The 24,486-nt window shown below is 38.2% G+C and carries 22 protein-coding genes; all 22 read right to left on the bottom strand.

Annotated elements, in window-relative coordinates; genetic code table 11:
* Nucleotides 1-61: 61 nt before the first annotated feature.
* Nucleotides 62-1,234, bottom strand: a complete 1,173-nt coding sequence (locus tag ACGHIY_RS03820) for a phosphopentomutase (RefSeq protein ID WP_390525725.1) — start codon at nt 1,232-1,234, stop codon at nt 62-64.
* A 130-nt stretch (nt 1,235-1,364) separates the two neighbouring features.
* Entirely contained in the window at nt 1,365-1,898 is a 534-nt protein-coding gene (locus ACGHIY_RS03815) for an NUDIX hydrolase (RefSeq protein ID WP_004692995.1), read from the bottom strand.
* Nucleotides 1,899-1,906: 8 nt separating this feature from the next.
* Entirely contained in the window at nt 1,907-3,532 is a 1,626-nt protein-coding gene (locus ACGHIY_RS03810) for a class I SAM-dependent methyltransferase (RefSeq protein ID WP_004692994.1), read from the bottom strand.
* Between the two features lie 146 nt (nt 3,533-3,678).
* On the bottom strand, nt 3,679-4,128 hold the full coding sequence (gene dut / locus ACGHIY_RS03805; RefSeq protein ID WP_004692993.1) for a dUTP diphosphatase: 450 nt from the start codon (nt 4,126-4,128) through the stop codon (nt 3,679-3,681).
* Between the two features lie 10 nt (nt 4,129-4,138).
* Nucleotides 4,139-6,208, bottom strand: coding sequence for a polyribonucleotide nucleotidyltransferase (locus ACGHIY_RS03800; RefSeq protein ID WP_024061768.1), 2,070 nt, complete (start codon nt 6,206-6,208; stop codon nt 4,139-4,141).
* 111 nt (nt 6,209-6,319) lie between these two features.
* Nucleotides 6,320-6,586 carry a 30S ribosomal protein S15 gene (gene rpsO, locus ACGHIY_RS03795; RefSeq protein ID WP_004692991.1) on the bottom strand — a complete coding sequence of 89 codons (267 nt, stop codon included), beginning with the start codon at nt 6,584-6,586 and terminating at the stop codon, nt 6,320-6,322.
* 171 nt (nt 6,587-6,757) lie between these two features.
* Nucleotides 6,758-7,555, bottom strand: a complete 798-nt coding sequence (locus ACGHIY_RS03790; protein ID WP_119562894.1) for an ABC transporter ATP-binding protein — start codon at nt 7,553-7,555, stop codon at nt 6,758-6,760.
* A 10-nt stretch (nt 7,556-7,565) separates the two neighbouring features.
* On the bottom strand, nt 7,566-8,438 hold the full coding sequence (locus ACGHIY_RS03785) for an ABC transporter permease (RefSeq protein ID WP_004697183.1): 873 nt from the start codon (nt 8,436-8,438) through the stop codon (nt 7,566-7,568).
* 11 nt (nt 8,439-8,449) lie between these two features.
* The gene (locus ACGHIY_RS03780) at nt 8,450-9,430 is read right to left on the bottom strand and encodes an ABC transporter substrate-binding protein (protein ID WP_004692988.1); all 981 of its coding nucleotides are present in this window, start codon (nt 9,428-9,430) and stop codon (nt 8,450-8,452) included.
* A 24-nt stretch (nt 9,431-9,454) separates the two neighbouring features.
* On the bottom strand, nt 9,455-10,432 hold the full coding sequence (locus ACGHIY_RS03775) for an ABC transporter substrate-binding protein (protein ID WP_004692987.1): 978 nt from the start codon (nt 10,430-10,432) through the stop codon (nt 9,455-9,457).
* 131 nt (nt 10,433-10,563) lie between these two features.
* On the bottom strand, nt 10,564-10,941 hold the full coding sequence (locus tag ACGHIY_RS03770) for a hypothetical protein (RefSeq protein WP_155086255.1): 378 nt from the start codon (nt 10,939-10,941) through the stop codon (nt 10,564-10,566).
* Nucleotides 10,942-10,991: 50 nt separating this feature from the next.
* A complete protein-coding gene (locus ACGHIY_RS03765) occupies nt 10,992-12,383 on the bottom strand; it encodes an aminopeptidase (protein ID WP_155086256.1) in 1,392 nt (463 codons plus the stop codon).
* Between the two features lie 71 nt (nt 12,384-12,454).
* Nucleotides 12,455-13,438, bottom strand: coding sequence for a 3'-5' exonuclease (locus ACGHIY_RS03760; RefSeq protein WP_287541347.1), 984 nt, complete (start codon nt 13,436-13,438; stop codon nt 12,455-12,457).
* A 4-nt stretch (nt 13,439-13,442) separates the two neighbouring features.
* Entirely contained in the window at nt 13,443-14,483 is a 1,041-nt protein-coding gene (locus ACGHIY_RS03755; protein ID WP_302682590.1) for a glycosyltransferase family 9 protein, read from the bottom strand.
* Nucleotides 14,483-15,502 (bottom strand): glycosyltransferase family 9 protein, encoded by a 1,020-nt coding sequence (locus ACGHIY_RS03750; RefSeq protein WP_390525724.1) that lies wholly within the window; start codon nt 15,500-15,502, stop codon nt 14,483-14,485. Before ACGHIY_RS03750 ends, ACGHIY_RS03755 begins: the two co-directional genes overlap by 1 nt.
* A gap of 92 nt (nt 15,503-15,594) precedes the next feature.
* Complete coding sequence (locus ACGHIY_RS03745) at nt 15,595-16,089, bottom strand: D-glycero-alpha-D-manno-heptose-1,7-bisphosphate 7-phosphatase (RefSeq protein ID WP_390525723.1); 495 nt, start codon at nt 16,087-16,089, stop codon at nt 15,595-15,597.
* Nucleotides 16,089-17,054 carry an ADP-glyceromanno-heptose 6-epimerase gene (gene rfaD, locus ACGHIY_RS03740; RefSeq protein WP_105085490.1) on the bottom strand — a complete coding sequence of 322 codons (966 nt, stop codon included), beginning with the start codon at nt 17,052-17,054 and terminating at the stop codon, nt 16,089-16,091. Before rfaD ends, ACGHIY_RS03745 begins: the two co-directional genes overlap by 1 nt.
* A complete protein-coding gene (gene rfaE1, locus ACGHIY_RS03735) occupies nt 17,051-18,529 on the bottom strand; it encodes a D-glycero-beta-D-manno-heptose-7-phosphate kinase (RefSeq protein ID WP_390525722.1) in 1,479 nt (492 codons plus the stop codon). Before rfaE1 ends, rfaD begins: the two co-directional genes overlap by 4 nt.
* Nucleotides 18,530-18,625: 96 nt before the next feature.
* Nucleotides 18,626-19,195 carry a D-sedoheptulose 7-phosphate isomerase gene (gene gmhA / locus ACGHIY_RS03730; RefSeq protein ID WP_295215667.1) on the bottom strand — a complete coding sequence of 190 codons (570 nt, stop codon included), beginning with the start codon at nt 19,193-19,195 and terminating at the stop codon, nt 18,626-18,628.
* Nucleotides 19,195-20,121 (bottom strand): dipeptidase, encoded by a 927-nt coding sequence (locus tag ACGHIY_RS03725; protein WP_287533626.1) that lies wholly within the window; start codon nt 20,119-20,121, stop codon nt 19,195-19,197. Before ACGHIY_RS03725 ends, gmhA begins: the two co-directional genes overlap by 1 nt.
* A gap of 25 nt (nt 20,122-20,146) precedes the next feature.
* Nucleotides 20,147-20,623 carry a transcriptional regulator NrdR gene (nrdR, locus tag ACGHIY_RS03720; RefSeq protein WP_119209008.1) on the bottom strand — a complete coding sequence of 159 codons (477 nt, stop codon included), beginning with the start codon at nt 20,621-20,623 and terminating at the stop codon, nt 20,147-20,149.
* A gap of 390 nt (nt 20,624-21,013) precedes the next feature.
* Entirely contained in the window at nt 21,014-24,460 is a 3,447-nt protein-coding gene (locus tag ACGHIY_RS03715) for a pyruvate carboxylase (RefSeq protein ID WP_390525721.1), read from the bottom strand.
* Between the last annotated feature and the right edge of the window lie 26 nt (nt 24,461-24,486).

Genomic DNA, 24,486 nt, shown 5'->3' with positions numbered 1-24,486 from the left:
TTTGATAACAGTATTATAAGATTATATTCAATTATATATAAGAAATAGTTTCTATACAAAGCTACACTTTCAAAGAATTAAGAAATGAAGAACCAATCCCCCATTGTTTCAATCCAAAGTTTTGTAATACTGTTTCGCCTATATCCGCAAAACTATGTCTATCACCCAAAGCTACGGAATGACTCATACTTGAACTATAAGCTAGCAAAGGCACCATTTCTCTCGTATGATCTGTACCTTTCCAAGTCGGATCATTCCCATGATCTGCAGTGATGAGAAGTAAATCATCATCTTTAAGCAAGTCCAACAAACCGCCTAATTGGTAATCAAAGTCTTCAATAGCACGCTTATACCCTTCTACATTGCGCCGATGACCGTACAGACTATCAAATTCAACAAGGTTGACCATCATGAACCCCCGTGTAAAGCTTTGGCCCAACAGATAAGGAACTACGTTCATACCATGCGCGTTAGACTTTGTCGGATATGATGCATCCCAGCCAACATGAGCATAAATATCGCCGATTTTGCCCACTGCCACTGTTGGAATGTTTGCGTCTTGTAACTCTTGTTGCACCATTTTCTTTTCAGGCATACGACTGTAATCATGACGATTTGAGGTGCGTACAAAATGACCTGGTGTACCAACAAAAGGTCGAGCTATAATACGCCCCACATAATAATCACCGACACATACTTTATCGCGTGTAATTTGACACATGCGATACAAATCTTCTAAGGGAATGATATCCTCATGCGCTGCAATTTGAAAAACCGAATCCGCCGATGTATATACGATTGGCTTACCAGTTCTTATATGTTCTTCTCCGAGGCGTTCAATAATTTCCGTTCCAGAGGCTACCTCATTACCAAGAAATCCATAACCCGTTTCTTTTATGAAAGCATCCATCAGTTCCTTCGGAAATCCATCATAAAATGTCGGAAATGGCACCGTTACAGGATGCCCCATCATCTCCCAATGACCACTTGTCGTATCTTTGCCAGTACTCGTTTCAGCCATACGACCATAAGCGCCAATAACAGGCTCATCAAACGCTGATATATCAGCAATATTAGCTAAACCTAGAGATTTTAAATTTGGACAGCGAATAGGTCCTGCTACCGCTTCGATATGTCCTAATGTATTCGAACCTTCATCGCCAAATTTAATCGCATCGGCTGCATGCCCTACACCGACACTATCCATTACTAGTAGAATAATTCGATTATACATATGTACTCCTAAATCTATATGAGATTAGTTACTCATATAATGTAAAAATACTTTATAACATATTACAGTTAAAATCATCAATATGAATTAATAAAATACATATTATATTGAGAGATAATATTTCTAAAAATTACTTAAGATATGGCATAGCAAGCATGAGGGCCGCCAAAGATTTGCTATCCTTAATAGCCTCATTCTTGATAGCTTCCAATAGTTCTGTCAATGTGTAGTATTCTAGCTCCACATATTCATCAGGATCCCAATTGGTTTCCCCCATGGTAAGGTCCTTCGCAAGATATAAATGTAATACTTCATTGCAGAAACCAGGACTCGTAGCAATTGTACCTAACGAAATCCATTGAGCTGCACGATAGCCGGTTTCCTCAGCAAGCTCCCGTTTAGCACAAACAATCGGTTCTTCATTTGGATCTAATTTTCCTGCTGGTACCTCCAGTAGCGTCTGTTGCAAAGCATATCTAAATTGACGTTCCATAACAATCTTATTATCCTCTGTTACTGCCACAATCGCTGTAGCACCCGGATGATGCACAACCTCACGCCATGCATCCTTTCCGTTCACATCGGCTATATCATAGGTAACTTGAATCAACTTACCGTTAAATTTCATTTCACTGGATTTCTGAATTTCCTTACTAATTGCCATATATACCTCTAATCTTTTATTTTATGTAAAAACCCGAGCATCCTTATACGTTGTAAAATTTCCTCTAAGTACACTTTATTAGGAACAATAAAATCAATATTATCCCGCGTATGACGCTGAACTGTAATATTGTCATCCATAATAGCAAGAATCTTTTCTTTTGTTGTAGGCTCCACCATTTGCTTTATTACAAAGAGAAATCCATTATCTATATCTTGTTGTACTTTATTGTACATGTCGCCTATACCAATATAGGAGCTGCCTTCTTTTTCTACTATAGTAGAAATAAAATCTATAAAACGTTGAGGTATATACACCTTATTATCTTCGAAAGCAACTCTTTCATATGGTTCGGCATACATATCGAGATTATCTACAATAATCAAATATAGTAAACGAGAATAAACTCTGTCCATTTCGATAGTATAACCAGGCAACTTTCTATGTATATGATCAACTATATCCTGAACAGTAAATATATCCCCTCGATCCATAACCTCTTTAATAGCAATATGGATACTATCCGTCATATTAGAAGGAATACCAGTATTGACAACGCTGCAATAATATAATTTTGATAATACATCTATACTAACTCGTTCATTACGAACAATCTTTTTACTATGTTTATTTTTCGTTAACAGGGACATTCTAAACTGCGTATCATAAATGTAATCATAATATTGCTCTTTTGCAATATAATCATCATTTGCCAGTTGAGCTATATTATCGTGAATATCCTCCGGTAACCAACTTATGAAAGATCGTGAAAGAAATACATCCCCTATATAGGCACAACCTTGGTCATTGGCACGTTTTATAAATTCATGTACATATACGGGATCATTAAAAGGCTCTAAATATTCATGAGCCACATAATAATCGTTAGAGCTCAACACATTTTGGATGTTATCAATTTTATAGCTCGCTTTTTGACTTATCCGATTATCTAATCCCATTGTATCTGCTACGAGCTTCAATATATTCTTCGTATATAAAGTCCGCTCCATCAACGGTAGTTCTAACTCTTTTTGCTCTGCATATTGCATGATTTCCCGATACTGCTCTAATCGTTTCCATCCAGGATACGTATTATATGATACATAAGCTACACCATTGTCGGACAAATTCTTATTACAAATAGATAGAATTTTATCTTTTACCACATCCGGAACCCAGGACCAAATACCATGTACAATAATATAGTCAAAGGTACCGAATGAATCATCAATATCTAGAATATCCTTCTCAAGCAAATGTATATTAGATAGTCCCATCGACGCAATCAGTTCATTTCCCATCTTAATCTGGGAAGACGATAAATCAATACCCGTAAAAGACGCTTCAGGATAATATAAAGCTTGAGAAATAATATTTCCCCCAAAAGAACATCCAAGCTCAAGGACACGCGCCTTTTTTAAAGATACAGGATTTAGTCCAAATAACAAAGCTCGCGCTGCTAATGTGTTTAACGAGGTCGCCCCAAAAGGTTGAGAAATATATACTACATCTTCATAACTCTTTTTAAGAACCTTATTCTCATCCAATACGTGCATGGTATTTTGTGTAGTCTCAATGTCATTACCCATAACTGATGTACCTACATTCTTTTTTTGTTTTGACTCCTGTTTCATAAAGCCTCCCGAATTGTTCTACTAACTATAATAAATATTATATAGTATTATTGATAATAATTACAGCTGAGGAGAGAAATAAACACACAAAAACCGCCCAACAAAGTTGAGCGGTTTTTACTAGTTTATACAAAACCATATATTATTTACATAGTCCCAGTGCTTCCAATGCCACCAGTTCTTACACCAGTAGCATCATCATCATTTGTAATAAGGTATTTAGAGAATATACCTTGAGCAACGCGTTCGCCTTTTTCAAGGGTAACTGGTTCTTTGCCAAAATTATAGAGGGCAATCATAATATGACCTTCGTTGTCCTCATTGTTGTAGTAATCACTATCAATGATACCTGTGCTATTCACAAGTGCTAAATGGCGTTTAATAGCCATGCTAGATCGGATGTGAATGGCAAGGTATTCGTCGTACGCCATGAAAGCTTTAATACCTGTCGGAACGAGCACTACTTGGCCTGGTTCTAATGTAACAGCTTCAGCACATTCAATATCATAACCTGCGCTTTCAGTTGTTTTACGTGTTGGTAAGTTGATATCTTGTTCTTCAAAAGCAGAAACTACTTCAAAGCCACGAATATCCATGTAACACCTCTTATTTTAAACAATCTTTACGGGACAAGTTTACACGGCCCTGTTTATCTATTTCGATAACTTTTACCATGATTTCATCCCCTACACTTACTACGTCTTCTACATTTTCAACACGTTCTTTCGCAAGTTTAGAAATATGTACAAGACCTTCCTTACCTGGTAATACCTCTACAAATGCGCCAAAAGCCATTAGACGAGTTACTTTACCAAGGTATACTTCCCCTACTTCAACCTCTTTAGTAAGGTTTGTGATAATTTCTTGAGCTTTTGCAGCACCTTCTTGTTCTACAGAAGCGATAAATACTGTACCATCATCTTCGATGTCAATTTTAGCGCCTGTTTCTTCGATAATACTGCGAATTACTTTACCGCCAGAACCGATTACGTCACGAATCTTATCGGGATCAATTTTCATTGTAATAATACGTGGAGCGTATTGGGACATTTGTTGACGTGGTTCAGCAATTGTATCAAGCATGATGCCCATGATATGCATACGGCCTTTGTGAGCTTGTTCTAATGCTTCTTGAAGGATTTCTCGTGATAATCCGGAAATCTTGATATCCATTTGAATTGCTGTTACGCCTTTAGCTGTACCAGCAACTTTAAAGTCCATATCTCCAAGAGCATCTTCCATGCCTTGAATATCTGTTAAAATTGTATAGTGTTCCCCTTGAGTTACAAGACCCATAGCGATACCAGCTACAGGTGCTTTAATAGGTACACCAGCATCCATCAAAGATAATGTAGAACCACATACGGAAGCCATGGAGCTAGAACCATTAGATTCCAATACTTCAGATACTAAACGCAAAGCATATGGGAAATCCTCTTCACTTGGAATCACAGGTACCAATGCGCGTTCAGCCAACGCACCATGACCAATTTCACGACGCCCAGGGCCACGGGAAGAACGAGTTTCCCCTACGGAGAAGGATGGGAAATTATAATGATGGATATAACGTTTTTCAGTTTCAACACCAAGACCATCGATGGTTTGTTTTTCAGATAAAGGCGCCACTGTTGTGACATTCAACACTTGAGTTTGACCACGTGTAAACAAGCCAGAGCCATGTGTACGAGGTAATACGCCTGTACGGCAAGAGATTGGACGAACTTCATCAAGTTGGCGACCATCTGGACGGATTTTTTCAACAGTAATCATATGACGCACAATTTCTTTTGTCATTGCATCAAATGCTTTATTTACATCAGCCAAGTTATCTGGGTAGATTTCTTCAAAGTGAGCTAATACATCTGCACGTACTTCATTTTCTTGTGCATCACGTTGTTGTTTATCTGCACAACGAACTGCAGCATCAAGTTTATCATGACCATAGGCACGAACTGCATCACTAATTTCAGCAGGAACATCTTTACATTCAAATACGCGTTTTTCCTTACCTACTTTTGCAGTCATATCTTCTTGGAATGCTACGATTTTTTTGATTTCTTCGTGAGCTGCCATGATAACTTCAAGAATGATATCTTCCGGTACTTCTTCAGCGCCACCTTCAACCATGAGAATAGCATCTTTAGTACCAGCTACAACGATATTAAGATCTGTTTCTTCTAATTGTGATTTCGTTGGATTTACAACAAACTCACCATTGATACGTCCCATACGAACGCCTGCAATAGGGCCATTCCAAGGAATATCAGAAATAGACAATGCCGCAGAAGCGCCAATCATACCACAAATGGCTGGATCACAATCTTGGTCCACAGACATAACTGTTGCTACTACGTGTACTTCGTTACGTACACCTTTATTAAATAATGGACGAATAGGACGGTCAATCAAACGGCTATTCAAGATTGCAGACTCAGGCGGACGCGCTTCACGTTTAATGAACCCCCCTGGTAAACGACCAACCGCATACATTTTTTCTTCATAGTCTACTGTAAGTGGGAAGAAGTCGATATCCTTCGCCTCTTTAGAGCCTGTAGCAGTAACCAGTACACGAGTATCGCCATAGCCAACCATTACAGCACCGCCAGCTTGTTTTGCAAGTTCCCCAGTCTCAATCGTAAGCATACGACCAGCTAGGTCCATTTGGAATTGTTCCATTCCTATTCCTCCTAAAAATCTTCTTATATGTATACCTTCTAATTATATATCAATTAAAGCTAAATAGCCAATTCAAAATAAAAAAGCCGTCCTTTAGGACGGCTAATTTTATTATTTACGAAGACCAAGGCGTTCGATAAGGGAACGGTAACGTTCGATATCTTTACGACGAAGGTAGTCAAGCATGTTACGGCGTTGACCAACCAATTTCAACAAACCACGACGGGAATGATGGTCTTTTTTGTGCTCTTTCAAGTGTTCAGTTAAGTATTGAATGCGACTTGTTAAAATCGCAACTTGTACTTCTGGAGAACCAGTGTCACCTTCATGAGTAGCGTATTCTTTAATTACTGCTAATTTAGCTTCTGTAGTTAACATTAATGTTACCTCCTAAAATATAATAATCCCGATAAGCTTAAGTAACCGTTGGAGAATCGAATACTTCGCTTACGATATGTCTTACGACCTAATTTAGTATACAGTATCTGCCCTATCTTGTAAAGCAAAAATACAGTAATTGAACAAAAGCTGGATTACAACTTTGTTCTATTATTTAGCTCCTAACACCATGCGGTCGCTCAGTGCATTTTCACCAGCTACCTCGAACTTTTGAAGTAAGTCCGCAACAGTTAATTGTTTCTTTTCTTCTCCTTTTACATCATAGATGATTCGACCAGCGTCCATCATGATGAGGCGATTACCAAATCGCAATGCATCACGCATATTATGGGTAATCATAAGAGTTGTTAGATTATGTTCTGCAACGAGTTTATCTGTCAGTTGCAATACATTTTCTGCAGTTTTAGGGTCAAGTGCTGCCGTATGCTCATCTAGCAATAAGAGTTCTGGACGAAGCATGGTAGCCATTAACAATGTAATAGATTGACGTTGACCACCAGATAGTAAGCCCATACGAGCAGATAAACGATCTTCAAGGCCTAAGCCTAATAATGCAAGACGTTCCTTGAAAAATGCTTGTTCACTATCTTTGAAAGCCCATTTAAGACCTAATCTTTTACCACGACGCATAGCAAGAATCAAGTTTTCCTCGATTTGCATATTACCAGCAGTACCAACCATAGGGTCTTGGAATACACGACCAATGTATTTAGCACGTTTGTATTCTGGCATTTTTGTCACATCAATCTCATTAATTGTAATGGATCCTTCATCTACTGGAAATACACCAGCAATGGAGTTTAACAAAGTACTTTTACCAGCACCATTACCACCAATGACAGTACAAAAATCACCCTCTTCTAGACGAAGATTAATGCCTTGTAATGCAGTCTTTTCATTAATTGTGCCCTTAAAGAAGGTTTTTACCATATTTTTTACTTCTAACATAGTGTCCTCCTTAACGAGCCAACCATTTTGCTTTCAATGTAGGTAAGGAAAGCGCGATGGCAACAAGAATTGCAGTGAATAATTTCAAATCGTTTGGTGGCATACCCATGTAGAGAACTGCAGCAATAACGATACGATATACAATAGAACCAAGTACTACGGCGATGAGACTGCGTACGAAGGATTTCGTACCAAACACTACTTCACCGATGATTACAGAAGCCAAACCAATAACGATGGTACCAATCCCCATGCCTACATCAGCAAAGCCTTGGAATTGACCAATGAGAGCCCCAGACATACCAACAAAACCATTGGAAATCAAAAGCCCAAGAACGATCATATTATCAGTATTTACGCCTTGAGCGCGAATCATTTGAGGGTTAACACCTGTAGCACGCAAGGCTGTACCAATTTCGGTACCGAAGAACCAAAATAAGAGCAAACATACAACTACAGCTACTATAATACCTACGATGGCTGCAGACCACATATTCGGCGTATGGAAAAATCCACCAAGAATCGTATAAATTGTATCCATTCGAAGCAAAGATACATTAGCCTTGCCCATGATGTGAAGGTTCACAGAGTACAATGCAATCATTGTTAAAATACCAGCCAATAATGCAGGAATTTTTAATTTTGTATGAATCCAGCCTGTTACTGCACCGGCTATCATACCACCTACACCAGCAAGTAAAATAGAAAGGATTGGATTCATACCACTTGTAATTAAAATAGCGGAAATAGCCGCCCCCATTGGGAACGTACCTTCCACAGTTAAGTCAGCTACATCTAATACACGGAAGGTGATGAATACACCGACCGCTAACAAAGACCATAAAAGGCCTGTGGTTATGGTGCCTACCACTAAATCTAACATTAAATTCTCCTCTATTGTTTCATATCTTTACGAAGAGCTTCAGGTATCGTAATACCTAATTTTTTAGCACGTTCTTCGTTAACAGTTAACTTAATCTCTTTTTGTGTCTCAATAGCTAAGTCTGAAATTTTTGCTTCTCCTGCAAGAACTTTAGCAGCCATTAAACCTGTTTGATAACCCAATTGATAGTAATCAACAGAATAAGTTGCTACACCACCAGTCATTGTCATACCTTCATCGGCAGCAAATACTGGAATTTTAGCAGCATCTGTAATTTGTGCTAAGTTAGCCATAGCAGATGCCAAAACATTATCTGTTGGCGTATAGATAGCTTGTACATCTTGGTTCACAAGATTTGTAGCGGCTTGTTGGATATCATTTACATTGGAAACAGTTGCCTCTACAACAGTAATACCTTTTGTAGCAGCATAGGCTTTCATTTTTTCAACTTGTAATTGGGAGTTGATTTCAGAGGATGTATAAATGGCACCAATACGCTTTACATTCGGTACTAATGCTATGATAAGATCAACCTCTTTTTCAACAGGTGTCATATCAGATGTACCAGATACATTACCACCAGGGTGTTCGTTAGATTGAACGAGTTTAGCTGTCACGTAATCTGTAATAGCTGTACCCATGATTGGCATGTCATGAGAAGCATTTGCCATCGTCTGAGCCGCAGGCGTTGCAATAGCTAATACTAAATCTTTTTTATCAGATACGAAACGTTGTGCAATACTATTTAGATTAGATTGATCGGCCTGTGCATTTTGTTGGTCAATTTTAATGTTTTGACCATCCTTATATCCTTTAGCTGCTAAACCATCTACGAAACCTTTATTAGCAGCATCAAGAGATGGATGTTCTACTAATTGAATAACACCAATTTTCTTTTGGTCATTAGTTGCGGTATTGGAACCACAACCTGCTACCATTGCCATAACAGCAATGGCACTAAGTGCCACTGCAATACTTTTTTTCCAGTTCATGTATAACTCCTTACCAGATATGTATTAAATCATAGTCGCCTTGTTCATCAAATCCTCTGGTAAGGTGATGCCCAATTTTTCTAATTTATCTTTTCCCACAACTAATTTAAATTCTTTCTGCATTTCGATAGGCATATCTTCAACTTTAGCTTCACCAGTTAAAATTTTAGCTGCCATTAAGCCGGTTTGGTACCCGAGTTTGTAGTAATCTACAGACAAGGACATAACTGCCCCACCTTTTACGTGGTTATCTTCACCGCCAAACACAGGAATTTTTGCTGGATCGGTAATAGCTACAAGATTGCTCATCGCTGAAGCTACCACATTATCTGTTGGCACATAAACTGCATCCACACGTTGAGATACTAGATTTTGTGCCGCTTGTTGAATATCGTTTACATTGGAAACTGTAACTTCTTCAACTTTAATGCCTTTTGTAGCTGCATAAGCTTTCATCTTCTCCACTTGAATTTGAGAATTTACTTCGCTAGAGCTATAAATAGTGCCAATTGTTTTCGCATTCGGCATTACTTGTAAAATCAAATCTACTTGTTGCTCTACTGGATTCATGTCGGATGTACCAGACACATTACCACCAGGCTTTTGATTAGATTTAACAAGTTTAGCTGCCTCGTAATCAGTAATAGCTGTACCTAAGATTGGAATATCATGAGTTGCATTCGCCATGGATTGGGCCGCTGGCGTAGCAATTGCTAAAATCAAGTTTTTCCGATCGGATACGAAACGTTGTGCAATACTATTCAAATTAGATTGATCTGCTTGTGCATTTTGTTGATCAAAAGTAATCTTTTCTGCCAAACCTTTTTCTTTTAGCGCATCAACAAAACCTTTATTTGCCGCATCTAATGCAGGATGTTCTACCAGTTGTACAACACCAACTTTGTATTCACCATTCGATGTAGTTCCATTTGAGCCACAGCCTGTAAACGCCAACAATGCTGTCGCTGTAAGCGCCAAAGCAATACCTTTTTTCAAGTTCATGGGGATTTCCTTCCTATCTGCAAAGATTATAATACTTTTATTATAAACAAATTTATCTACTACATCAATGTAGCAGGTTAAAGTATTTTACATTTGTCCATTTATAGAACACATTAAGATACGAAATCCTTTTACTTTTCAAGAGACGCTAACATGTCTTCTGTTAAATCATTAGCTGCTAAAATATAGTCCTTAAGAGTCCCTTTATCGAGAGCTACCTTCATAACAGGCACTTCAAATGGGTCCAAGATGACGCACATTAGAATTTCACCCGTTACATAGTAACCAACCACTGCTTCCCCTTCTTCAGGATCTAAGGTTTCACGTTTTACAGTAACACAGTATGGTCTCATAGCCTGCGCTGCTGCTTTTGCTACCTCTTCACGATTAGCAATATATTCTTCAACCTTCGTTTCAGGGATGTCAAAGATATCTACCTTTACAGTCTTGACCTCTGTAGCCTCTCCTTTCGCAGACTCTATAGCTGCGCCTAATTCTGTTTGCTTCATATACACCTCACATAGAATGGACTTTCACCATTGGTGAAAGCCCCATTATCTTAGATTGATTCATCAGCTGCATTTAAGAACGCCACATAACATTGTTTAGCCTCGTAAATATCAGCCTTAGATGTAACCTCCCAAGGAGCATGCATGCTAAGTACGGCTACACCACAGTCGATGACATTCATACCATAAAGAGCCATGATGTACGCGATGGTGCCACCACCACCTAAATCAACCTTACCGAGCTCTGCTGTTTGGTATGTTACATTGTTAGATTCCATGACACGACGAATAAAGCCCATATACTCAGCATTAGCATCATTAGAACCAGCTTTACCACGAGAGCCTGTAAATTTATTAAATACTACACCCATACCAAGGTAAGAAGCATTTTTCTTTTCATACGCCGATGCATAAAGTGGATCGTAGCCTGCACTTACATCGGAGGACAACATACGGGATTTCTCCAACGTACGACGTACACTTACAGAATTAGGTTTACCCATAAGTGTTAAAATTTCAGCCACTGCATTTTCAAAGAAACGTGATTGCATACCTGTAGCACCTACAGAACCAATTTCCTCTTTATCTACAAGTAAGCAACAAGTAGTACGCTTTACATTATCCACCTCAAGCATTGCTACCAAGGATGTGTAAGCGCACACGCGATCATCTTGGCCATACGCCATTATCATGGAACGGTCAAAGCCCATATCACGTGCTTTACCAGCTGGTACAATTTCTAATTCTGCAGACAGTAAGTCACGTTCTATAAACCCATACTCTTTTTCAAGCAGGCTATTAATAAATTTAGTAACCCCTTCTTTTTCTTCGTCTTTAACTGGACGACTACCGATTAGTAAATCAAGAGCTTCCCCTTCAATTACCTTAGCTGCATTCTTTTGCATTTGTTCTTGACCCAAATGAGGTAACAAGTCAGTAATGCAGAATACAGGATCGTTTTCCTTATCACCAATATTAATGTTGATACGTGTACCATCTGTTTTTACCACAACGCCATGAATAGCAAGAGGCATAGCTACCCAATGATATTTTTTAATACCTCCATAGTAATGAGTATCCCAAAATACTAAATTACTATCCTCATATTGTGGATTTTGCTTTACATCGATGCGTGGAGAATCAATATGAGCACCTAAAATATTCATACCCAATTCAATATCATCAGTACCAATATTAAATAAAGCAATAGATTTATCCATATGTGTGTAATAAATCTTATCACCAGCTTTGATTGACGTATTGCTTTTAATAATATCATTTAGATTTACGTAGCCCTTTGCTTCTGCAAATTCTACAGCTTGTACAACACATTCGCGTTCTGTTTTACCATTATCTAAAAATTGACGATATGTATCACTCAAAGCATATACTTTTTTCATAGTGGCATCATCATAATTATGCCATGCATATTTACGTTCCATAATCTATCCTTTCTAAAAGTTCATATTCAAATATATACTACAAATCAGAAAATGAACTTGAATTTACATAACTATTTTTGGTGGATTTTTTCATGTTCCGCCTTACGATACTCTAAATATTTTCGCTCTTTTTCGCGATTGATTTCAGACTTCTGAGTGTATAGAGAACGAATTTCGTCCGTACAATGAGTTAATACCTTAGTAACGTAGAATTTACTACTGCCGGACTTAATCGTATACTTTCCAACTTTAAGTTGCACCGCAAAATCGCCATGTTTAGGACATACTCCGATAGCTAGGTGCTTATCCCCTTGTAATCGTTCAGGTCTTGTCATTTCTAAACGAGTTTGACAGTACGGACAGAAGGACATACGTACTCTTCTATCATGAACGATACGTTTTTTCTCAGAGAAATTTTCATACATAAAAAAGGTGAGAATTGGAGGATATAGAAAAGGATTACTACTTTCCTTGCGAATTAGATCATAATGCAAAATTCCTTGTGCGATATCTAAAGTCTGACAAATGTGAGCTGTAAAAACAGCATCATGCAAGGCATTGTGAGCAGATAAGTGCTCCGTCGATATATTGAGATCCTCCATAGCATGTGCCACAGAATACTGCTGATTTGTTCCATATCGTTGATAAGAATAAATCATTTGCGCGTCAACCCATTGATCATAAGATAATGCTTTCATCTTATGGAGCATAAGGTTCTCTCGTAGGATGAGAATATCGTCTGATCCCCAAGAAAGCAGCATATATTCATCACCACACCATTTTTGAAAGTACTGCATAGCCGTCTTGAATGGCACACCATGATTGAGCTCATGGGTGGTTATCCCTGTCAACTCACGCACATGTTTATGCATCCGTGGCAGATATTGAGGTTTGATGAACATCGTAAAATGATCTATAATGTCCATCTTTTCATTCAGTTTTACCGCTCCGATTTGAATGATTTCCCCTGTCAACGGCATTTTTGTGCGCTTCATAAAGCTAATGTCATTGCTATAGGGTTGATTCCATTCTAAATCAAATACAATATAGTTCATATGTTTATTTCGATTCTAAAAGCAATGTTTCCGCTGCTTTAATAACCTGTTCTTCAGAAATTACAGATAAACCTTTATAATTTCCTTCTTTAATAATTTTTTTCATGCTTTTACCAATCTCATAAGAATCCATCGTTTCTAAAACGATAGCATGAGCTTGATAAGGTCCATAAAAGAATGGATTTGATGGACCATACAGTGCCACAATTGGCACACCTTGACTGATTCCTACATGCATTGGTCCAGAATCATTAGTAATTAACAGATTACAACGGCTCATAGCCGCTGCCAAAGGGCCTAACTGGAATTTTCCGGTAGCCACAATAGGCTTTGTTTCCATTTGTTCTACTACGGGCTGCACCATTTCAAGGTCCATAGGTCCGCCAAAGAAAACCGTCTTATAACCTAAATGACCAAAGTAATCTGCTACATGAGCAAATCGTTCAGCTGGCCAACGTTTCTCAGGAACGGCGCTACCGATATTAAAACCAATGAGTATATCAGTATCAGTTAATCCATGTGTAGCGTAAAACTCTTGAGCCTGACGACGCCATTCTTCACAGGTTTCAATATGTAAACCAGAGTTAGAAGTATCTGTTACACCTAATTGCTCTAGAACATTAATGTACATGTCCGCAGCATGACGAGTTTTACGATCTAACCGCGTATACTTTGTCATGAATGGTCTAAATAGAAAATGGCTCATACCAGTTGTGATAGGTGCATGAATTTTCCATGCTAAATAGGAAGTACGCTCATTAGGATGTAAATTAATGACAATGTCAGGTTTTCCCTTAGCATTTATTTCACGAGCAACTTCATTAAGACCTGAAATGCTATTATGGCGACCTTTTTTATCTACAACGATAAGTTCATCAATATTTGGATTATATTGCATTACTTGTTGTAATTTTTCATCTATTACATACGTAATATGACTATGAGGAGCCGCTTTACGAAGCACTTCTAAAAATGGAGTCGTTAATATGACATCCCCTAAATGCATTAAAAAGGTTACCACAATGCGCTTATAATCTAGTTCCATTATAGTTCCTTTCCAAGTACTTGTTCATACACTGACCATACTGCGTCTACAGGAATTTGTGCCATACAGTCTGGATCATCTACTAGTGGTTGCTCAGGTGTAGCCTTAGAAGTAGGTGAAATAATGAGATGTACATGACTGCCCTCATAAGGACCTGTACGCTTAGGTGATGTTGTGCCAAACATGGCAATCAAAGGACGCTTCAAGGCATTTGCAATATGCAATGGTCCTGTATCGGCACTAATAAAGATTTGACAGTGACGTATCAATTCAATGAGTTCAGGCATTGTTGTAGATCCAACTAAATTGATGAGATTATCATTCTTTACGTAGTTCTCAATAAAAATACCCTTCTCTGCATCATCTGGAGCACCAGCAATAACAACTTTTTTACCAGATTCACATAAGCGGATACATAGCTCGCCAAAGTTAAGAAGTGGCCACTCCTTAACAATCCAACGAGCACCTGGTACAACTACTACATATTCATCTTCTACACCATGAGATTGTAACTTATGCTTAACGGACTTCTCCGCCTCCACATAAGCAGGCATAGGAAACTCTACGCCTTCTACATCGCCTCCAAGAGCACGTACGGTATCGAGGTATCGTTCGATAACATGATCGTATTTATGTTCACCAACAAGTGCTTTATTAACTAAATTACTGCCTTCACGAAGCTCCCAGTAGCCATATTTTTCAGGCGCACCAGATAATAATGATACAATGGCGCTCTTTGCAATACATTGAAGGTCTAAAGTCATATCAAAATGACGGCTATGTAAATCCTTACGTAACTGCCATAGATAAGCAGGCTTTTTAAGTTGTTTTTTATCGATAATGATTACATCATCTACCCATGGTTTACCAGGTAGGAGACTCTCAAATTGTTCATGAATAGCCCATGTAATATGCGCATCAGGCCAATTTTTACGCACTGCATACAAGGTAGGCAATGCATGAATCACATCACCTAAAGAACTCATCTTAATGATGAGTATATTCTTGTAATCTTTCATATAGCCTCCCAAAATACAACACAACAACTAAAAAGCCTCATAACACCGTTGAATCTGATTTAATCTAAAGTAAACGTAAAATAAATAATGGACTAAATAATAGTCTTAATAAAATCCAACAAATTTGTACCTGTAAATAGATAGCCTTTTACGCCAGCCGCTTCTGCTGCATCAACATCGCGCTGACTATCGCCAATAAGGAAACTACTTTTAGGGTCTACATCATAATCCTTAATAGCTTGATTAATCATACCAGGCTTTGGCTTTCTACATTCACAATCGACAGCATAAAGAGGTACAGAGCCTTCTTTATGGTGAGGGCAATAATAAAAATGTAAAATTGGTGCCCCACTACGATCAAGTTCATGAGCCATGTGATCATGTAAAATCTGAACATCAGATTCCTTATAATAACCTCTAGCTACACCACTTTGATTTGTCACTACAATGAGACCATAGCCCTTGCTATACGCATAAGCTAATGCTTCTTTAGCTCCATCCACCCATTCTAAATCGCTGATTTTATATAAATAGCTAACATCTTTATTAATAACACCATCGCGATCTAAAAATAATACCTTGCGCATTAACGTAAATACCCTTCGTTATTATCGAGTAGTTCACAATATTCTTTAACAGCATCTTCCATTTTATGGAACCCTTTATCATAACCAGCAGCCAACAATTTAGTAGTATCAGCCTCTGTAAAGCTTTGATATTTGCCTTTTAATACCTCTGGGAATGGAATGTATTCAATTTTGCCTTTACCGTTGTAGTCGATAACAGCTTGCATAAATTGGTTAAAGCTATGAGCATTACCTGTACCACAGTTAAAAGTACCAGAAATTTCAGGGTGTTCCCAGAAATAGAAGTTTACATTAACTACGTCTTTAACATAAATAAAGTCACGTGTTTGACCACCATCTTCGTAGCCATCTGTACCTTCAAATAGATTGATAATACCAGTTTCTTTATTTTTGTAGAACATTTGGCGAACTAAGGAAGCCATTTTATCTTTATGAGCTTCATTAGGACCATATACATTAAAGTAACGTAAGCCAACAACTTGCGCTGTATACTCACCTTCATATTTACGCACATAACGGTCGAACAACAATTTAGAGTACGCATATGGATTGAGGGCTTCTTCGGCTTCTGGTTTTTCTACGAAACCATTAGTACCATTGCCATAAGTAGATGCAGAGGATGCATAGATGAATGGAATACGACGGTCTTGGCAATAATGGAATAGATTTTTAGAACCTTCATAGTTGTTCTTCATCATATATTTGCCGTTATATTCCATTGTGTCAGCACAAGCACCTTCATGGAATACTACTTCAATAGGACCTACATCAAATGTACCATCAGCAATAGCACAATCAAAATCTTCACAATCAATATAATCTAAGAATTCTAGATTTTGAATATTTCGGATTTTACGACCATCTGTAAGGTCATCAACGATGAGAATATCTGTACGACCACGATCATTTAATGCTTTCACAATATTACTGCCAATAAAACCAGCACCGCCTGTTACGATAATCATAATTTACCCTCCTTAGCCATAGTAGCTATTTCCCCTACAATATCTGATGTAGAATAACCTTCTTTAAATGAAAGCACCTCTACATGATCTACCGACTCACGTCCAATAATGTCTTCTATTTTATAATCGCCGCCCTTAACAAGCGTATTAGGACGTAAATAAGCTAATAGTTCAGCTGGTGTATCCTCTTCGAATAACACCACACCATCGATACAACGCAATGCACTTAATAATGCTGCTCTATCCTCTTCACGTACGATGGGACGCGTTTCCCCTTTTAGGCGTCTAACAGAAGCATCGGAATTTAATCCAATAATTAAATGATCCCCTAACTGAGCCGCCTCTTGTAAATACGTAATATGTCCGCGATGAAGAATATCAAAACAACCATTAGTAAACACAACAGTTTCACCTTTGTTTTGCCATTGTGCAATAAGTTGCTTCATCTCTTCTTTTGTATATAAAGGTTTAGATTGAACACTATGCTTATAAGAATGCCATAAATCCAATAGTTCAGATCGGTGGATTGGATATGTGCCCACCTTAGATACGACAATGCCAGCAGCACCATTTGCGATATGTAATGCCAAACGCATAGATAGACCGCTAGCAAGACATGTCATCATCATAGATACAACCGTATCGCCTGCACCACTTACATCGAATACCTCTTGTTGTGTAGCCGGATTATGCCATGTGCGTCCATCCTTTGCAATAACAGTAATCCCTTTTGCTGACCGTGTAGCTACAATATATTCTAAATCAACATTAGCCAGTACTGACTTAGCTGCCTCTACGATGGTGGCATCATCGTTGGCTAACTTATGACCTACACATTCACCTAGTTCTTTTACATTCGGTGTAATGCAGGTTGCACCATTATATTTAGACCAGTCTGAACCTTTAGGATCAACAATGGTTTGTACGCCATACTCCTTAGCTAAACTAAAGATTTTTTTAAGCAATGTTGGTGTACAAACGCCTTTGCCATAGTCAGATACAACAATACCATCGATACCAGCCTTACAAAGATTTTCTAGCCAAGCAGACAGACGTTTCTCTTCCTCACTTGTTAAATCTGTAATCGTTTCAAAATCAAGGCGCATCATCTGTTGTCGATCCCCTAAAATACGCATTTTAGTAATGGTAGAACGATTATCACTCGTTAATAAACCTGTTGTATCAATTTTGTCGGCATCAAGTAAATGTTGCAATAGGCGACCATGGTCATCATTACCAGCAAGTGCACCGAGGTATACCTTACAATCTAAATTAGACAAGTTAGATGCAACGTTTCCAGCGCCACCAAGAACCTCTTTCATTTTTGACACTCGGTTAACAGGAACCGGTGCTTCTGGAGAAATACGACTTACATCACCAAAAACATAACGATCTACCATCACATCGCCAACAACGGCAATCTTCAAGTTTGGCAGTTGCTTTGTTAAAAACTGATTAATGGTAGTATTTATCATAGTCCACCTATTCCTTACCACAATATACATGCATAACGACTTACATAAAATACTTGGCATCAAACATGTATCTATTTATAAATAAGACCGTAACGGTTAGTAATCTTCTTCAATAATCTCACACATGATATGTCCAGCCAATATATGCATTTCTTGAATACGAGCTGTCACATTACTTGGAATAGCCAACGTAATGTCGCATAATTCAGCTAGTTTCCCACCGCCTTCACCGGTGAAAGCAATGGTATGCATACCAATAGAACGAGCCATTTCTGCAGCTTTCACAACATTCTTGGAGTTCCCAGATGTAGAAATACCGATGAGAACATCACCTGTACGGCCTAAGCCCTCTACTTGACGTGCAAAAACAGATTCAAAATCATAGTCATTCGCAATAGCTGTTAATGCAGATGTATCAGTAGACAATGCAATACCCGCTAAAGAGCGTCGTTCCTTTTTAAAGCGACAAATCAATTCTGCTGCTAAATGTTGAGAATCCGCAGCAGAACCGCCATTACCACAGAACAAAATTTTATTGCCATTCTCTAAAGCCGCCTTACAGCGATATGCAATCTCTTGAATGGTATCCATATGCTCCATTGTCTTGCCAAAGACTTCCAAATGCTCCGTAAAACGATCTGCAATGATTGGATTTAAATCAGTCATTATAAAATCTCCTTTAACAGTCTATCTGCATTTTTCCAGAATAATTTTTCACATTGTTCCACAGATAAACCAGCTTCTTTAAATGCATCGTATAATCGATACATTTCAGAAATGTCTTTAATTTCTGTATCCGGCTTAATACCATCAAAATCGGTTCCTAATGCAACTACATCCTCCCCGCCTTTATTGATGAGATATAAGCCATGCTTTACGATATCTTCAATTCGACTTATCGGTGATGTGCCTAAAAAAGATTGGGCAAAGTTAAGGCCTATAACACCACCCTTATTAGCAATAAGCTTAATCAAATTATCTGGTAGATTTCTAGTATGGGCTGTAACTTCACGTGCATTGGAGTGTGATGCTACAAATGGTACATCTAAAATATCTTCTAGTTGCTCAGTACCAGCATCATTTAGATGAGAACAATCAACGATTATCCCTAAATCTTGCATAGCCTCTACAAATTCAACGCCTTTTGATGTTAATTTTTTATGCTGCTCACCACAATGTGGCTCACCCAGTCCATTTGGGTAATTCCAGGTAAGCGTAATAAGTCGAACCCCATCTTGATAAGCTTGTTTAAGTTTATCTAAATCACCACCTAGTACGCCGCCCTCTTCAATAGACATGAGAGCTCCAATCTTACCAGTCTCATATACAGACTCTACATCTTGATAAGAGAGCACATGTTGTATGTGCTCTCCATAGTGATGAATTTGTGATGTACATAAATTACGCATCGCTTCATAACGACCATAAGGGTCATTTGTATCACCAAGATTGATAAATAATGCAAAATCCTGCACCTTGCTGTGAGCCTTTTGTAATTTTTCTATATCGACTTTCAAAGTATTACGATACAAATCTCCATTACTAGGATAATCTATTAACTTCATTATCGTATCGCAGTGTAAATCTATCATAAAGCCTCACATATACTATTAGTAATTAACCACGTTTTGGTTTTTTAGCATCTAGTTTTTTTAATGCTTTCAGTTCTTCCATAAAGCTATCAATATTATCAAACTTACGATATACGCTAGCAAAGCGAACGTATGCAACTTGGTCGATATCTTTTAATTGTTGCAATACAAGTTCACCTATACGATCAGTAGTTACTTCTTGGTTGATTTCATTACGAATATCGCGCTCTACATCATTCACTACTTGTTCCATCACAGACATTGGTACGGTACGTTTATCACAAGAGCGCAATAGACCATTTAATAATTTACCGCGATCAAATAATTCACGACGTCCGTTTTTCTTTAATACCATAAGTGGTACTTCTTCTATAATTTCATAGGTAGTAAAGCGACGGCCACAATTGATACATTCACGGCGACGGCGAATACTATTACCTTCATCAGTCGTTCTAGAGTCTGTTACCTTCGTGTCTGTGTGTTGGCAATAAGGACATCTCATCTGTTACTACTCCTTTTTCTAATCAGTCAGTAATCATGAAAAAGGCACAATACGCCTATTTTCTTATACCTTATATAGTACCATATTTAGTAGGAAAAGTACAAAAAGAACCATATAATGCTACTTAATAGTACTGACTTGTCTAAATCTTTTTCATTTGGTATGCTATTAATAAATGAACGACTTAGTTTAATCCTCCCAAGCCATGGTGGCTGGTTTTTTGGATTATTACTAAGTCGTTCTTTGTTTATACATAGTACCATATTTAGTAGGAAAAGTACCAAAAGAACCCCTTATAAACCTATGAATTACAATCTTTTTAAGAAGATTATAATCAAAAGTGTTATAAGGGGTTCTTTAGTATGCACTTACGTGCTAAATCGTATTAAATTAACGTTTAGGAGCATCTTCAACGCGAAGTAAGCAGTCGCCAGATTCGATGCGGCTACCTTCACGAACTAGGATTTCTTCTACGATACCATCAATAGGAGCAGTAATTGTAGTTTCCATCTTCATCGCTTCTGTAACGATCAATGGCTCACCTTTAGCTACAGATTGACCATTTTTAACGAGAATCTTAACAACGGAACCAGACAATGTAGCACCAATTTCACCAGGGTTAGATTCATCCGCTTTACGACGAACAACGCCAGTAGTCTTAGCATGTTTATCATGAACTTTAATACCACGAGGTTGACCATTGAACTCGAACAATACGATACGGTTACCATCTTCATCTGGTTCAGATAAGCCGTTCATTTTGATGATCAATGTTTTACCTTTTTCGATAGTTACTTGAATTTCTTCGCCCCGTTTCATACCGAAGAAGAATGTTGGAGTATCAAGTACAGATACATTACCAAAGTCTTTTACAAATTTATTGTAATCTTGGTAAACCTTAGGGTACAAGCAGTATGCACTGATATCTTCATCAGTTGTTTGAGCACCCATTTCACTCAATTCATTGCGAACATGTTCAAAGTCTGTTGGAGGCAATACTGCACCTGGACGAACTGTGATTGGTTTTGCACCTTTCAAGATAATTTTTTGTAACTCTTCAGGGAATCCTTGGTATGGAGTGCCAAGACGCCCTTCAAAGAATTCAACTACGGATTGAGGGAAGTCTAATACATCGCCCTTTTCGTAAATATCTTTTTCAGTCAAATTATTTTGTACCATGTACAATGTCATATCGCCTACAACTTTAGAGGAAGGCGTTACTTTGATGATATCACCAAACATCATATTTACTTGGTGGTACATTTTCTTAATATCAGCCCAACGATCACCAAGGCCTACCATCTTAGCTTGTTGTTGCAAGTTGGAATATTGACCACCTGGCATTTCATGTTGATATACTTCAGTGTTAGGATATGCTTCTGCTTTATCTACACCTTTGTAGTAAGGACGAATGCTGCCAAAGTAATGCGACATTTCTTCCATGTAATCAATGTTCATTTCAGGTTGACGGTCATGTCCACTCAATGCATAGTACATGGAGTTCATGCTAGGTTGAGATGTACCATTAGCAAATGCAGAGTATGCTAAGTCGATAACGTCTACACCAGCATCTACAGCGCGACCATAGGAATAGATAGCATTGCCAGAACCTTCATGTGTATGTAAATGAATCGGTACAGTAACAGCATCTTTTAAAGCAGATACAAGATTATAAGCAGCTTGAGGTTTCAATAAACCAGCCATATCTTTGATAGCAATAATATTAGCACCCGCTTTTTCAAGCTCTTTAGCCATATTTACATAGTAGTCTAAATTGTATTTAGGACGGTTGCTATCAAGAATATCGCCTGTATAGCACAATGCTACTTCAGCAATTTTGTTTTGTGCACGAACTTCATCAATAGCTACATGCATATTATCAAGGCTATTTAAGCTATCGAATACACGGAATACATCAATACCATTAGCAGCAGCACGTTGAATAAATTGACGAACTACATTATCTGGATAAGATGTGTAACCTACAGCATTAGCGCCACGAATAAGCATTTGAAGTAATGTATTAGGCACTTCGCGACGGAACATACGTAAGCGTTCCCATGGATCTTCATGTAAGAAACGATAGGATACGTCGAATGTAGCACCGCCCCAACATTCCAAGGAGAATAAGTTAGGAACACCTTTTGCAGCACGACCAGCTACGCGTGCCATATCAATGGTACGTAAACGTGTAGCAAATAAGGATTGGTGAGCATCACGCCATGTTGTATCTGTAAAGAATACTTGTTTTTGATCAGATAACCATTTACTGAAGCCTTCTGGTCCTAATTCATCAAATTTTTGTTTTGTACCAGATGCTGGAGATACATCTAAATCAGATGGCATTTGAATTGGTTCAAAATCAGGTACCACTTGAGGTCCTGCACCAGAGTAGCCATTGATTGTTACGTCAGCAATGTAACGCAATAATTTAGTACCACGATCGCGGTCTGGTTTTAATTCAAACAATTCTGGATGGTCTTCAATGAAGTTAACAGTGTAGTTACCGCTTTGGAATTCAGGATTTTCAAGAACGTTAATCAAGAAGTGAATATTAGTTTTAACGCCACGAATACGGAATTCTTTTAAACAACGAAGCATTTTACGAATAGTTTCTTCGTTGTTAGGACCGAATGCAGTCGCTTTTACAAGCAAGGAATCATAGTAAGGTGTTACTACGGCACCTGTGAAAGCATTACCAGAGTCTAAGCGGATACCAAAGCCACCGGAGCTACGATATGCCAAGATTTTACCTGTATCAGGCATGAAGTTATTTTTAGGATTTTCTGTAGTGATACGACATTGGATTGCAGTACCTTTACAAGGAACTTCATCTTGTGCTGGAATGCCTACTTCTGGGCTATGTAAGTCATAACCTTCAGCAATACGGATTTGAGAATGAACGATATCAATATCTGTAATCATTTCTGTTACAGTATGTTCTACTTGGATACGAGGGTTAACTTCGATGAAATAGAAGGAGCCATCAGCAGTTACCAAGAATTCTACAGTACCAGCATTAACGTAGCCAACATTTTTCATGATTTTTACGGCTGCATCACATACGGCTTTACGAGTTTCCAATGGCAATGCAAAAGCTGGAGCCATTTCAACAACCTTTTGGTGACGACGTTGTACAGAGCAATCACGTTCATGTAAATGAACTACATTACCATGTTCATCACCTAAGATTTGTACTTCAATATGTTTAGGTTCAACAATAAGTTTTTCTACATATACATCATCATCGCCAAAGGCAGCTTTCGCTTCAGATTTAGCGCGATCATATGCATCACGAAGTTCTTCTTTACGATGAACCTCACGCATACCACGGCCGCCGCCGCCATTTACGGCTTTAATCATCAATGGGAAACCATGAGTATTTGCAAATTCTTCTAATTGTTCAAAATCACGCAATGCCCCATCAGAACCTGGAATCATTGGGATATCTGCCAATTTAGCTTGTGCACGAGCATTAACCTTATCGCCGAACATATTTAAATGTTCTACATGAGGTCCGATAAAGATGATACCTTCTTCACCACAACGACGAGCGAACTCTTCGTTTTCAGACAAGAAACCATAACCTGGATGGATAGCATCAATATCATGTTCTTTTGCAATACGGATAATATCTTCAATATCAAGATATGCTTCAACTGGTTTTTTACCTTCCCCTACAAGATAGGCTTCGTCAGCTTGGTTACGGTGCAAGGATAATGTATCCTCTTTGGAGTAAATGGCTACAGTTTTAATACCCATTTCATTACATGCACGGAACACGCGGATTGCGATCTCACCACGGTTGGCAACCAATACGGATTTAATTTTTCTCATGTATTGCCTCCTACTAGCTTCCACTA

It is taken from the genome of Veillonella parvula, assembly GCF_042850485.1.
GTDB lineage: Bacteria > Bacillota > Negativicutes > Veillonellales > Veillonellaceae > Veillonella > Veillonella parvula_Q.
The sequence above is the reverse complement of the archived record's forward strand: the minus strand, read 5'-3'. Positions and strand labels throughout refer to the sequence as shown.

What these genes read in the sequence shown, in the direction of transcription:
- ACGHIY_RS03820 (WP_390525725.1), bottom strand. Translation starts at nt 1,234, where the DNA reads ATGTATAATCGAATTATTCTACTAGTAATGGATAGTGTCGGTGTAGGG.
- ACGHIY_RS03815 (WP_004692995.1), bottom strand. Translation starts at nt 1,898, where the DNA reads ATGGCAATTAGTAAGGAAATTCAGAAATCCAGTGAAATGAAATTTAAC.
- ACGHIY_RS03810 (WP_004692994.1), bottom strand. Translation starts at nt 3,532, where the DNA reads ATGAAACAGGAGTCAAAACAAAAAAAGAATGTAGGTACATCAGTTATG.
- dut (WP_004692993.1), bottom strand. Translation starts at nt 4,128, where the DNA reads ATGGATATTCGTGGCTTTGAAGTAGTTTCTGCTTTTGAAGAACAAGAT.
- ACGHIY_RS03800 (WP_024061768.1), bottom strand. Translation starts at nt 6,208, where the DNA reads ATGGAACAATTCCAAATGGACCTAGCTGGTCGTATGCTTACGATTGAG.
- rpsO (WP_004692991.1), bottom strand. Translation starts at nt 6,586, where the DNA reads ATGTTAACTACAGAAGCTAAATTAGCAGTAATTAAAGAATACGCTACT.
- ACGHIY_RS03790 (WP_119562894.1), bottom strand. Translation starts at nt 7,555, where the DNA reads ATGTTAGAAGTAAAAAATATGGTAAAAACCTTCTTTAAGGGCACAATT.
- ACGHIY_RS03785 (WP_004697183.1), bottom strand. Translation starts at nt 8,438, where the DNA reads ATGTTAGATTTAGTGGTAGGCACCATAACCACAGGCCTTTTATGGTCT.
- ACGHIY_RS03780 (WP_004692988.1), bottom strand. Translation starts at nt 9,430, where the DNA reads ATGAACTGGAAAAAAAGTATTGCAGTGGCACTTAGTGCCATTGCTGTT.
- ACGHIY_RS03775 (WP_004692987.1), bottom strand. Translation starts at nt 10,432, where the DNA reads ATGAACTTGAAAAAAGGTATTGCTTTGGCGCTTACAGCGACAGCATTG.
- ACGHIY_RS03770 (WP_155086255.1), bottom strand. Translation starts at nt 10,941, where the DNA reads ATGAAGCAAACAGAATTAGGCGCAGCTATAGAGTCTGCGAAAGGAGAG.
- ACGHIY_RS03765 (WP_155086256.1), bottom strand. Translation starts at nt 12,383, where the DNA reads ATGGAACGTAAATATGCATGGCATAATTATGATGATGCCACTATGAAA.
- ACGHIY_RS03760 (WP_287541347.1), bottom strand. Translation starts at nt 13,438, where the DNA reads ATGAACTATATTGTATTTGATTTAGAATGGAATCAACCCTATAGCAAT.
- ACGHIY_RS03755 (WP_302682590.1), bottom strand. Translation starts at nt 14,483, where the DNA reads ATGGAACTAGATTATAAGCGCATTGTGGTAACCTTTTTAATGCATTTA.
- ACGHIY_RS03750 (WP_390525724.1), bottom strand. Translation starts at nt 15,502, where the DNA reads ATGAAAGATTACAAGAATATACTCATCATTAAGATGAGTTCTTTAGGT.
- ACGHIY_RS03745 (WP_390525723.1), bottom strand. Translation starts at nt 16,089, where the DNA reads ATGCGCAAGGTATTATTTTTAGATCGCGATGGTGTTATTAATAAAGAT.
- rfaD (WP_105085490.1), bottom strand. Translation starts at nt 17,054, where the DNA reads ATGATTATCGTAACAGGCGGTGCTGGTTTTATTGGCAGTAATATTGTG.
- rfaE1 (WP_390525722.1), bottom strand. Translation starts at nt 18,529, where the DNA reads ATGATAAATACTACCATTAATCAGTTTTTAACAAAGCAACTGCCAAAC.
- gmhA (WP_295215667.1), bottom strand. Translation starts at nt 19,195, where the DNA reads ATGACTGATTTAAATCCAATCATTGCAGATCGTTTTACGGAGCATTTG.
- ACGHIY_RS03725 (WP_287533626.1), bottom strand. Translation starts at nt 20,121, where the DNA reads ATGATAGATTTACACTGCGATACGATAATGAAGTTAATAGATTATCCT.
- nrdR (WP_119209008.1), bottom strand. Translation starts at nt 20,623, where the DNA reads ATGAGATGTCCTTATTGCCAACACACAGACACGAAGGTAACAGACTCT.
- ACGHIY_RS03715 (WP_390525721.1), bottom strand. Translation starts at nt 24,460, where the DNA reads ATGAGAAAAATTAAATCCGTATTGGTTGCCAACCGTGGTGAGATCGCA.